Genomic DNA, 11,925 nt, shown 5'->3' with positions numbered 1-11,925 from the left:
TTTTTCGAAAATAATTTTGACATGCAATCGTCTCGCGATGGAGCAATCGAGACCAGGTGGACGCCCGCAACTCTGCGTCCGTCCACCCAAGGCCGTCCTGCGGTCTGAATGAGGGCTGCATCGGAGACGTTGTCGCTCTGGCTATCCTTGGGGCAGTCTCGGTGGCTTTCGTGCGCATCGAAGAGATCACCCGGGCACGAGTCGCGTCGCCGGTCAAATGGCGCGGACACACAGCAACCCCGGCCGGGGCCGTGCCGCGGCATGGTGGAAGAGCGACGGACGTGCCTCGCCACCAATGTACTAACGCAAACCTGCTCTAACCTCGGGCCAAATACTGTGCGATCCGCGCTGCCGCCGCTGCAAAGCGGCACGCACCAACCGACGTTTGGAACGGCTCCTTTGCTTTCCCGCCCGTGAGCCGGCGCTTGACACACTCAATCACCTTCCCCCTTCCGGTGCTCCGCAGATTCCGCTTCCAACTCTATGGTCTTATCTTTCCCCACGATCAGGCGCGCCGCGATGATGCCGACCTCATAAAGAACGATCAGCGGCACTGCCAAGATCAGTTGCGAGAACACGTCCGGCGGCGTAACCACGGCCGAAATCACGAACGCGCTGACAATCACGTACGGTCGGATCTGACGCAACTTCCTGATAGTGACGAACCCCGTGCGTGCCAAGATCACTACGATGATCGGCACTTCGAAGGTCACGCCAAACGCGAGGAACATTGTGATGACGAAGCCTAGGTAGTTATCGATATCCGTCGTCATTTCCGCACCGAGCGGCGCGTTGTAATGTGCCATCACGTGAAAAATGGTGGGGAACACGACTAAATACGCGAATGCCATGCCGCACAGAAAAAGGATGTAGCTGCTCCCGACCAGTGGCACGATCAGCCTCTTTTCGTGCTGATACAAACCCGCCGCAATAAACGCCCAGACCTGGTACAGCACGATGGGCAGTGCTATCACCAGCGCGATCATCATGGTCACCTTCATTGGTACGAAGAACGACCCAGTGACGTCGGTGACGATCATCTTGCCGTCCTTCGGCAGGTTCTGCATTAGTGGCCGCGCGAGCAGCCGGAAGATTTGCGGTGCCCAATAGAGCAATCCAATAAACACGACGATGACTGAAGTGCCTGCACGAATGATGCGGTCGCGCAGTTCGACTAGGTGCGAGATAAACGTCTCTTCGACGGGCTCGTCATTAATCTGTTGCGAGTCGCTCACGCAGGCCCTCTGCTGGGTTTCATTGATGAAAGAAAAGTAGGTATTCGCGAAATGGAAGAAGCGCAGACATTAGAGAAACCGTGTGGGACGACGCAGCGTCTCAGGCCTATGCCGTGCCACTCGTGGCGCCCCTGATTGCATGCGTGTTTTGCGCAAAGTGGTGCGCTTGTAGCAGTTAGGAACAGCGGACCGCTTGAGGCGCCAGTTCCCTCGTTTCGAGCGCGACGCGCTACTAGTGAACGTGCTGTCTGAATTCGAGGGCCGCGTGTCCCGGGACGCGTGAGTCAGATTCGGGTCACCACCGCCCGCCACACGTTCCGAAACCGACGCGCCCTGGTCCCACGCTCTGTTGAGTTCGTTTTCGTGCCGGCGAAGATTATCGTGAATCTTGCTTTCGACATTTGCTGCCGCCGTTTCAAACTTTGTGCGCGCCTTCTTCAACTCGGCGACGTCTATCTCCCGAGAGACTTCGGCCGTGACGTCGTTGATATACCGCTGGGCGCGGCCAAATAATGCGCCCGCCGTTCGCGCCACACCGGGCAAGCGTTCCGGCCCGAGCACTACCAGCGCAATGACGCCAATCAGCGCGATTTTCATCAGACCAAGGTCGAGCATGGATTCGAAGATCCTGAGGGTGACAAGTGAGGGGGACCGGTGCCCGGCGTAACCGTTCTAACAGCTTGATTATCGATAGTGACTCGAGCAGGCCTGTTCCTTCGCTTCCGCGTCGACCGGGCCATTGTGCGTCAATTCGTGTCGCTCAGCCGGCGCCGCTTCGCCTTCCTTAATACCTTCCTTGAAACCCTTTACCGCGCCGCCCAGATCACCGCCGATGTTGCGTAGTTTCTTCGTGCCGAAAACCAGTGCCACGATCAGCAAAACGATCATCCAATGCCAAATGCTCAACGAACCCATGACTGAAAACTCTCCGTGGCTCCGTCGCGCATGTCGCTCGCGACGAAGAATGTGGGCCTTGCGACCCGAACCGGGGCGTCGACGCTCCGATGATTAAACCGAAATTTTTGGTTCTGCCGCGATAACGCCACTTTAACGAGAAGGCCTAACATGATTAATAGTACTAATATAACTATCGAATAAAAACGATCGGTGGCGGACAGAGATAATCCATTCCTGATTCTCATCTGCTCCGTCCTGATCGCAATGACTTCGACGTCCGACAGGATGATGTAGGCGAAAACGAAAAGCCCTTAAAGCCTCGCATCGGTCGGATAATGCGTTGATCGTCGAATGGCACTGCTCGAGCACCTCATTCAGGTACTTGACTTGACGAATAGTGATCGGAGTCTCGCGCTCGGCTCTCACCGCGTGCGCCGCCGTAATCAAAGCTGATTTTTATCGATGATTACCGTCTCAGGCACACCATTCTGAGCGATCAATTATTCAAAGAAACGCCGCGCTGCCACCTTGTCCGGCTCCGCTCTGACGAAGAAATCACTGGTTCTAACTGCCTTGTCAACTGCCCGGTAGAGATGCTTCCAACGGTCTTTGACTCGGCTATAAGTGGGCCCATTCGTCAGATCTTGCCAGCCGGATGCTTGTGACGGCGAAACATCTTCTCGAACAGCGGCACGAGTCTGGCCCCCCGCTGAATAACCGACCGCGATACTGCGATCGACCTTCATTTTCCGATGATTACGAAAAGTGAGCGAATAGGCGACGTACCCTCAACTGAGCAGCTACATTACATCGATCAAGGAAAGGTTCCCGAGCATCCGCGTGATGCCCGGAGCAAACGTCTTTCACGACGTCTGCGCTTTCTTCATCGAAAAGCCGAAGCATATTTACCAACCTCGAATCCTAGCCTGCAGCTTTAACAAGAGAGAACCATAATGATCGGCGTTAAGACTCAGCATCCAGCCGCGATCAAAAGGCGGCATACAGCAGCAGACTACTCTGAATGCCGCTCACCCAAAGACCTATCCGATCGGTCTCCGAGCGGTAAGCACAGCGAGCGAGCCGGTAATCAGCAGAAGACCTGCGATCACGAATGCCCAATTGTAATTTCCCGTTGCTGCAATGACATAGCCGGTAACTATCGGCGCCATGAGACCGAATCCGTTGGCGCCGATGGTCAGGATCGCCATCGCCTTGCCCTGATTAGACCCCTTAGACACAAGATCGGTAAGAAGGGCGAAGTTTAGGCCAACCGCTGTCGCCACTGCCGCTAGTGAAATGCTCATAATGGTTAGCACAAGCCATAGTGGCTGGACGAGCGGAATGAACAGGATGACTGATGCACTGATGATGCTGGCTGCCGACATCAACCGGCGCTTGCCTGCAGCCGATGATTTTTCGTTCAGGATGCGGTCACTTAGGCGAGAGAGGGTCAGCCCGACGACAACGGCCACCACATAGGGCACGGAAGTGTAAAACCCCATCTTCATGATGGAGACGTGCCGGGTTGCCTGAAGATAGGACGGTAGCCAGGACAGAAACAGATACTGCGCGTAGACCGCAGTGCCTTGACCCACGAACACGCCCCACATCGAGCCCGATGAAAGAATCGCCTTGAACTGGTCAAGTGTCGCTGTGCGGCCGGTGGAAGTCTCTGCATGCGCAAGCGGTTTGGAAACAGCCTCGTCGGAGCTGTGCGAAGGGGCATTTCGATAGATCGGCAGCCAAAACGCAAGCCAGACCAGTCCGATCAATCCGCAGACTGCGAACGTGCCGCGCCATCCGATCCACTCCATCAACGCGGCTACGCTTACGGCACCGATCGCAGGTCCTGCATAAAACCCGCTGTTATACAAGGCGAAGGCGACGCCGCGTCCCTTGACGGGAACCCATTCCCGTATGACCCGACCCACGCCAGGCGTGGCGGCCGCTTCGCCGCCGCCAAGAAGCAGCCTAGAGCAAAGCAACAATGGGAAACTGGCGGCCAATCCCGTGCCGACCGTGGCAAGCGACCAAACGGCGACGCCCACTGAAATTGGAAGTTTTGCACCCACCCGGTCGATCCACATGCCGAATGGCACTACACATAAAACATACCCCCACAAAAATGACGACAACAGGTACCCCATTGCAACAGGCGACAATCCAAATTCCCTCGAAATCGACGGTGCGGCTACCGATATGACAACCCTGTCAACATAACTTATAGAAGCCAAGAGAAAAATTAAGATATAAATGCATGTTCGGTACAAGACCTTCGTCTCTTCTTTTGTCTTATATGTAGTTTCTATTGTCTTTGCTGTCATTTTCTCCTCCGGTTTGTTAGTGGCGGCTATCAACTGCAAGCATGGTGCTGCTCACGCAGTGATCAGTCATCAGCCGCCTCGATGACGGCAAGCATGGCGCCGATCCCGCCGGGAGTTCCGTTCTCGCCAGCAGCGGCCCGTGCCCCCTGCCAGAGGATCTTCCGACGACTAAAGTCCTCAGCAAGCCCACTGGCGCACGGGCCAAATCTTCGGCCCTAATTCCGCGGACCGGCTACGGAGACGGCGTCTACTATCGGTCGGCGGCAACTCTTACGCGATTAATGCTTCGGCAACTTCCCGAAGTTTCGTTTTTTGAACTTTGAATCTGCGTGGACCAGCCATCTGCGCAAATTTCGCCAAAGATACGATGCAGTTCAGCACCTTGTAGTTAGCGACGCCCTCAGCGCAGAAGCTGATCGGATTCTGCCTTGATCTCCGTTTTTCGAATGACGGATGCAACACCCACGACCTTCCCGATTCACGCCAACAACTAGCGCACTTTTTTATGTTTTCGTGCGTAGGGAGGAAGGTCTCGGCATGCTCGGCTCAACACTCCATCCGTCACTCAAGTCTCCGGATAGTTGTTTTCGTTATACCGAAGAACTTCTTAGTCCGACGTCGTCGGGTTCTCGATATACGCCACGGCCTCAATCTCAACGAGAATATCGGCCCGCATCACACCTGCATGAAAACAGGTACTGATCGTTTCAGAATTCGTGAAATATTCAGCACGGACGGCGTTCATTTTTTCGTAGTCCTCCGTGTTTTTCAGCATGATGACTACTTTATATATATCGTCCAGGGTGCCATTGGCTGCCTCGACACACTTTTTAATATTATCAAGAGTCAACCGGGTTTGCTCTTCGATCCCCTCCGGGACGAATCGCTCGTAGTAGCCACCACTCACGTGACTTAGCGCCGTGGTGCCGGCAATGTACAGGTGTTTGTCGATGAGGATCGCACGAGTAAACGGCCCAACGGCCTCTGCCAACCCTCTCGGCTGGATGATTTGCTTTCCCATTCTGATCTCCTAAGGTAACGAGTGCTTGGAACTATTAAATTCGAAAACAAAAGATGTTGCAAGCGATTTTTCGAAAATATTGACCATCGGACAGGTGCTCCGGTTCGCGCTCGTCCTACGCAGACGGTGAAGATCGTTCATTGCCCTCCTGTTCGGGGGACTGCAGAGCGCAAAACGTGCCGCTTGCCGAGTTACGTGTCCGTAGATTGTGGAGTAGCCCCTACATCGAGGGCACAGTTCTTCCCCCTGCTCACATAAGCCGCCGGCATCGGCCACATCGAGTGGTCTGGCACCGTGATTTCTGCGTCCAACAATGTACTGTCGGGCACCGTCAATCCGGACCTTGCAGAACGTCAACTCGGGAAGATCTTCAGCTCCGCTCCTCGTAGTAACTGCTTGCGTGCAAAGACATCACCCTGATCATCCACTTCATGCAGGAAGAGCTCGAAGTGCGTGGCAGACCACAAAATTCCCCGATCCTGATATCAAATGCTTTTCCATCGCGCCATGGTCGCTTGCCCATCTGCTGGAATTTTCCATCTCTCAATCAGTTATCCTAGCCCTGTCAACCTCTGCGGTGCGTATGTCAGACAACAGGAGTTCGATGCGCGTAGTCGACTGGAATCCACGGCGAGGTGCAGTACTGCCCAAGCGATGCGCGCGGTGCGCTTGGCAAGATCCACGGTTGCGATATTGGTGTCGCCGTGCGAACTGGCGACCTAGCCAGCTTTCTCACGTGTCGGTTTTTTGACGCACTGCGCTGATCACGGCCCTCGCGCCTTGGTCGTTGCCGATAGTCGCGGTCTTCCGATGCCCTCCTTCGAACTAGCGCTTGACAAAACTAGGCGGGCATACCCTTACGGCGAGCACGGGGGCGCCCACTCCGTTATCCCGGCCCTCACTGCTGAACGTCTGCCTGGCGAGACACGACGGCTCAGGTCCTCGCCAAGGACCGAACGGGAACTGGTAGGGATTTATTGGGCGCGCCGATCTTCGCGCGGCATGCAAGCCCCGCCAGCGATCCCATCTCCTCCGCGCAATCGAACGAGAGAGCATCCCTACCGTTACGTGGCCGGGCTATTCTGGCATTCTCCAGACCAGCGCCTTTGACCGCTATAAGCACCCCTGTCCCGCCTACCGCGAGGAGCAAACCGCGCCCGACTGTCGAGGATGCAGGTTGGAGCCCACCTTCGGAGCAAGTGCTTTGATTTGGCCGACATCGACGCCGATCTCGCCAAACGCCTTGCAGACGGTCTTACACATCCACGCGATCACGGATATTGGGTGGGAATTCAGCGAAGCCGCGATCTCGTGGGAAGCGACAGCTGAATGCATGCCGAGCACGCCAAACCGTGGCGCCGTACCGATGTCGCCAAAACGAAAGACTCCGACACTAGCCAGTGCCTGATTAACATCTTGGAGATGGACTCTTTCAGACCTGCGACGTTTGCATGCCGTCGATCGGCGAAAATTTAACCTCTTTGGCGATAGGCCCGGCACCCGATCGCCAAAAAAACCTCGACCTCGGCAACCGCGAAGTTAATTGCCGAGATTGAAGAACTGCTCAGGGAGTACGCATACTCGGCGACGGTCACGTGACCGTGCGGATCGCGTACTTCTCCTCGACGCCTTTCTCATTTGAGCCCTCTCGGAGCAAGAGGGGAAGTTTGCCAATCATTAATGCGGCCACCGCGCGTCCATTGTCTTGCCATCGCCTATGGCGATTGGGTTAGGCCCTCCTCACGGCCCGTGTCCTCCGGGAATCGCGACTATATTTGAGAAATATGAGACAATACGGCAACGTTTTCGAAAATATTAGCGCTGGAGAACGTTTCTGTGAAAAAAGTCGGCCGCGCAAATTTCAACGACTCAATAAGGGGCTTTTCTGCCCGACAGCGGTGATTTTCCTGGTGCGGCTCGGGAGAGAAGATGACGAAATCGAATGGTGGTGTCTACACTTCGGCCCTCACGGTGAAGGTGCCCCTGCGGGAGTCAAGCGCGACAGGATCGTTGCCGGGATGGCGCTACTTCTTGAGGGGCCGACGAATGACTCCATCAGGAAAAGACCGAGGCGAAGGAAGCCAGCGTCGAACCGACGAGTCGCGCGCGTGGCCCCCCGCTATCTTGACCTCTTCAATATCATCAAGCCCGTACGCGCTTTGACAGGCGTACGGCTGACGAGGCCGACTTTGATCCACCCCGCAACAGAGGCGCAATTTGACAGCGGCCTGAATTATTACTGCGCGCCGGATGTGACTGCAGGCGATGCCCTTCGCTTCACCTCCAGCGCGCGATCCCCCAGCCCCATCAGTCCCCGAATGACCTCAGTAGTTTTTTACGGGAGACTGTTGAAACGACCGGAGCCAGTTCTGTGGACCAGGTAACATCAGGTGAAAGCCAGGCGACGCTTGCCTCTGCAACTTATTCCAAGATTCGAAAAGATATTATCGTCGGGAGCCTTAAGCCGGGGGCGAAACTCCGCATGGCCGAAGTTTGCGAGCGCTATGGTGTCGGCTTGAGTCCTCTGCGCGAGGCTTTGAGTCGGCTGGGAGTCGAAGGGCTGGTCCAACAGACCGATCGACGCGGTTTCTCGGTTTCTGGTGTGAGTGCCTTTGAGTTGCAAGAACTGATCCATACCCGTGGTCTGCTATACGACGCGTCCCTCGCGGAGGCAATTCGGCGGGGCGACGAAGCGTGGGAGGAGGAACTTATCCTATCGTTCCATCGCCTTCAGCGGAAGGGACAGCTCCGCAATGCGACCGGATCCGAGGAATATGATGCCCTCCATCGACAATTCCATACGGCTCTGATCTCGGCTTGCGCGTCGAAGTATCTGATCAGCAGCTGTGAGTTGTTGTTCGATCAGGCGGAACGTTATCGCAATTTCTCGCGGCGATCCACTTCCAACAGAAATATCGACGCGGAACATCATGCAATCATGGAGGCGGCGCTCGCTCGTGACGTGGAAAAGGCGACCACCCTGTTAAAGCAGCACATTCAGCTCACTGGGGCTTTGGCTGAAAAGTCGCTGAAATAATCGCGACCGCTGGCTTTCGCACGATTTCGAAACCGGTGTCACCGTCGTGCTAATCAGGCGTACATGCATCATCGGCTCGGAGTTCTTTGGGTGATCGCCACAGGGGATGGAGCTCACCCAAGGACGATTTCAGTTGGAGATCCTGCCATTACCGACTCGGCTTACATGAGGCCGGTCGAAACGCACGAATACCAATGAGATTAAGCAGCGACCTGAGCCAGATAGTATCGCTGCGTGAATGCTACAATCAAGACGAGCCTGCGTGCGTTGCCGGCGATAGAACATCTCAATGTGTTCGCCGATGGCTCGCTTGGCCTCTTCGAGTGTGACCAAGCGTTGATGGCGGACCGGCTCGCTTTTTTAGCTTACCCAAGGCGATTCAATCGGCGTGTTGTCAAAGCAGTTTCCTCGCCGCCTCATTGACTCCTGCATGCGGAACTAGCCGACGAGCTCCTGATATGCGTGGCCGCGGTATTGGCTGCCGCAGTCCATGAGATGGATCAGACCGGCGGCCGGGGCGTTGCGATGCAACTGCGCGGAACAGCACCTGCATCACCAGATACCTCCTCGCGCGCTCATAGCCTAGCCGATCAGCTCTCCCCTGAACAGATCCTGCAGGCTGGCGAGGAACCGCCAGCCGTCGTCGGTCGCAATATGCGTGAGATCATCAGATCGGGCCTGATTTCGCGCGGTTACGGAGAGATCCTGGTTCAGCAGGTTCGGTGCCACTGGCAGATCGTGTTTTGGGTGGATCGTCGCCTTGAACTTGCGCCTTTGCCTGCAACGCAATCCAAGCTTTTTACGCAGCCTTTTTATGCAGTGAACGCCGAGCTGCACGCCATGCTCGTTGAGTTGTTTCTGCAAGCGTTCGGGCCCGAAAGTTCGCGCGTGTGCTGACGTGCAGCGAGCACCTCAGCTCCAGTCGCGGCTCCTGCCGCGGCCGCAATGACGGCGACCGCTGGCACCACGAGTAATAGCCGCTCACGGAAACGCCCAGCAGCCGGCACATAGGCGGCATCGGATTCTCCTCTTGCATCTGTTCGATCACGCCGTATTTCACCGTGACTGCCTAGCGAAGTACGTCGCGAATCTTTTTTGGTAAATCGCGCTCCATCTTTACTTCGACCAGCTTCGGATTGACTCGCCCAAACCTCCCTCAACGGCTTTTGATCCTGACCCACACGCTCCGGCTTAGCGGCCTTCGCAGCACGCACCAGTTTGCCACTGTCTATTGATATCGACAGCGGACACATAGCCTCCGATACGCCAACGCCCTCGGTCATTGCCAGCTTCACCGCCCCTTCACGGAATTCCTTTGTGTGGGCGGCTTTGGAAATTCAGTTCATCTGTGCCTCCACTCCTGAATTTTTCGAAATGTTGGCTTCCACTTTTTCCGGCCGACCTGATTTACGCGCGACGCTCGCCGGCGGATGCAAGCCGGCAATTGCACTCACGAACATCCATTCGCCTGCCCCGGCACCAGAGCTACCCCCCAGCCGCCTGGACCAGCAGCACGCCATTCAAAGCCAGCACCGCAACCGTGGCCCCCACCGCGGATATGTTCGTGAGCCGGCTGTTCTTGTAGGCTCCCATGAGATCGCCACGGGAGGTGAACCACAGCAATGCGATCATCGGCACTGGCAGCGCGATGCTCAGCACCACCTGGCTTAACACCAAGGCATTGGTAGCGTCGACGCCCCAGGCTACCACGGCAAAGGCCGGCGCCATGGTGACAAACCGGCGCACACCGACAGGAATGCGAAAGCCGACGAAGCCCTGCATGATCATCTGGCCGGCCATCGTGCCGACCACTGAGCTCGAGATCCCTGAAGCGATCAAGGCTGCCAGGAACAAACCCGCAGCCGCCCCGCCGAGCAGGGGCGTCAAGGTATGCCATGCGGTCTCGATGCTTGCGATGTCCGCGTGCCCCTGGTGAAACGCACTAGACGCCATGATCACCATCGCCATGTTGATGAGACCCGCTACGCCGAGTGCGACGACCACTTCGATATTCGAAAACTTCAGCAGTTTGGAACGTTCGTGTTCATTGCGCGGCGCGACGCGATTTTGCGTGAGCCCCGAGTGCAAGTACAGGACATGTGGCATCACGGTCGCGCCGACAATGCCGACGGCGATGGTCATCGCGCTGTCGTCGGGGATGCTCGGCCTGAATGTATGAAGGAATACTGATGGCCAGTGCACCGGCGCGATCAGCAATTCAGCGAGATACGACAGTCCGATAACGCCCACGAGCGCGGCGATCACCAGTTCGAGCGGGCGAAAACCTTTTCTCTCGAATTGCAGCAGCCCATAGGTGACGGCGCCGGTGACTAGCATGCTGGCCATCATCGAAAGATGCAGCAACAACGACACCCCGATTGCGCCACCGACGAATTCGGCGAGGTCCGTGGCCATTGCTGCGATCTCGCTCAAACCCCACATCGCGTACACATATCGACGCGGCAACGATTCGCGGCACAATTCCGCAAGATTGCGGCCGGTCACAAGCCCGAGTTTGGCAGACATCGCTTGAAAAAGCATCGCAATAATATTCGCAGCAGCCACCACCCACAGGAGCGAATAGCCGTAGCCCGCGCCAGCCTGGATATTGGTTGCGAAGTTGCCGGGGTCCATATACGCAATTGAAGCAACCACGGCTGGCCCAACAAACGACAGCATCACACGCGGCCCACGACGGCGACCGGCAAGTGCTTCGCGGATATGGAAACACGTCTGCTCGGTCAGTGTCTGCGGCAGGACCGCCTGACTCTTGGTTTCGTTCATGAAATCTCCTATGTGCCGTCCACTCGGGGCAAGCTATAGTAGTAAGTGGTAGCATCGGCCGACGGAGGGCGTGACCTCCGTCACGGCGGCCTGTTGCCGGTACTCAAAGTGCTGCGGTCAGCCAGACGGTCATGTTGAGCGCACCTTTCGGGAAGAAGCCCCCTTTTTCTGCAGCCGTGCTGCCCAGATACATGCTTGCTGAGCAAGTCTGAGCGGGTGCGGCCGAACGCACGGCCGCTGCTGTAAAGCGGGGCGATGATGGACTTGCTGGCCATGGCGCCGGCGATGTCCCAAGCGTCGTTGCCGACCTGATGGCGCTGTGAACTTGACCGAGTCTGGGCGCCCGCAAGGGCGCGCAGACTCCGATTCGTTTTCAGGAAGGGCGGTCTTTGCCTCCAGGTCGATTGCCCAACGCAATATGTTGGGCGTTGATCAGATCCCTTTGCGCGCCAACAGGGCTGCCGCGTTGCCCCTGTAGATTTTTGCTCGATCCGGCGCAGCCAGGCTATCGATCACCGGCACCGACCGGCGCCCCTCAGGATCGCCAATGTCGAACGGATAGTCACTGCCGAACACCACATGGTCCACGCCCATCATCTCGATGACCCAGCGGTTACTGTCAGGGCT

Annotated in this window: 9 protein-coding genes and 1 pseudogene; 1 reads left to right on the top strand and 9 read right to left on the bottom strand. The window is 56.6% G+C overall.

The window, feature by feature from the left end; all coding sequences use genetic code 11:
- Window positions 1–434 precede the first annotated feature (434 nt).
- From tatC to HHL24_RS42315, 6 genes are all read right to left on the bottom strand, one after another.
- Window positions 435–1,235, bottom strand: a complete 801-nt coding sequence (gene tatC, locus HHL24_RS42340; RefSeq protein WP_169491197.1) for a twin-arginine translocase subunit TatC — start codon at window positions 1,233–1,235, stop codon at window positions 435–437.
- A gap of 69 nt (window positions 1,236–1,304) precedes the next feature.
- Window positions 1,305–1,850: a Sec-independent protein translocase protein TatB gene (gene tatB / locus HHL24_RS42335; protein WP_169491196.1), complete on the bottom strand. Its 546-nt coding sequence runs from the start codon at window positions 1,848–1,850 to the stop codon at window positions 1,305–1,307.
- Between the two features lie 69 nt (window positions 1,851–1,919).
- On the bottom strand, window positions 1,920–2,150 hold the full coding sequence (gene tatA, locus HHL24_RS42330; protein WP_169491195.1) for a Sec-independent protein translocase subunit TatA: 231 nt from the start codon (window positions 2,148–2,150) through the stop codon (window positions 1,920–1,922).
- A 482-nt stretch (window positions 2,151–2,632) separates the two neighbouring features.
- Window positions 2,633–2,878, bottom strand: a complete 246-nt coding sequence (locus HHL24_RS45280) for a DDE-type integrase/transposase/recombinase (protein ID WP_407947558.1) — start codon at window positions 2,876–2,878, stop codon at window positions 2,633–2,635.
- A gap of 294 nt (window positions 2,879–3,172) precedes the next feature.
- Window positions 3,173–4,456, bottom strand: a complete 1,284-nt coding sequence (locus tag HHL24_RS42320; protein WP_169491194.1) for an MFS transporter — start codon at window positions 4,454–4,456, stop codon at window positions 3,173–3,175.
- Between the two features lie 607 nt (window positions 4,457–5,063).
- Window positions 5,064–5,477 carry a RidA family protein gene (locus HHL24_RS42315; protein ID WP_169491193.1) on the bottom strand — a complete coding sequence of 138 codons (414 nt, stop codon included), beginning with the start codon at window positions 5,475–5,477 and terminating at the stop codon, window positions 5,064–5,066.
- Between the two features lie 2,371 nt (window positions 5,478–7,848).
- Between HHL24_RS42315 and HHL24_RS42310 the strand changes: the two genes are divergently transcribed.
- Window positions 7,849–8,514 carry a GntR family transcriptional regulator gene (locus HHL24_RS42310; protein ID WP_169491192.1) on the top strand — a complete coding sequence of 222 codons (666 nt, stop codon included), beginning with the start codon at window positions 7,849–7,851 and terminating at the stop codon, window positions 8,512–8,514.
- Between the two features lie 200 nt (window positions 8,515–8,714).
- Here HHL24_RS42310 and HHL24_RS42305 read toward each other — a convergent pair.
- From HHL24_RS42305 to HHL24_RS42295, 3 genes and pseudogenes are all read right to left on the bottom strand, one after another.
- A pseudogene (locus tag HHL24_RS42305) lies at window positions 8,715–9,851 on the bottom strand (IS3 family transposase).
- 148 nt (window positions 9,852–9,999) lie between these two features.
- A complete protein-coding gene (locus HHL24_RS42300) occupies window positions 10,000–11,298 on the bottom strand; it encodes an Nramp family divalent metal transporter (protein WP_169491191.1) in 1,299 nt (432 codons plus the stop codon).
- Window positions 11,299–11,730: 432 nt separating this feature from the next.
- Window positions 11,731–11,925 (bottom strand): amidohydrolase family protein (locus HHL24_RS42295; protein WP_169491166.1); only part of this gene is annotated, 195 nt, incomplete at its 5' end.

This window comes from Paraburkholderia polaris (assembly GCF_012927345.1).
GTDB lineage: Bacteria > Pseudomonadota > Gammaproteobacteria > Burkholderiales > Burkholderiaceae > Paraburkholderia > Paraburkholderia polaris.
The sequence above is the reverse complement of the archived record's forward strand: the minus strand, read 5'-3'. Positions and strand labels throughout refer to the sequence as shown.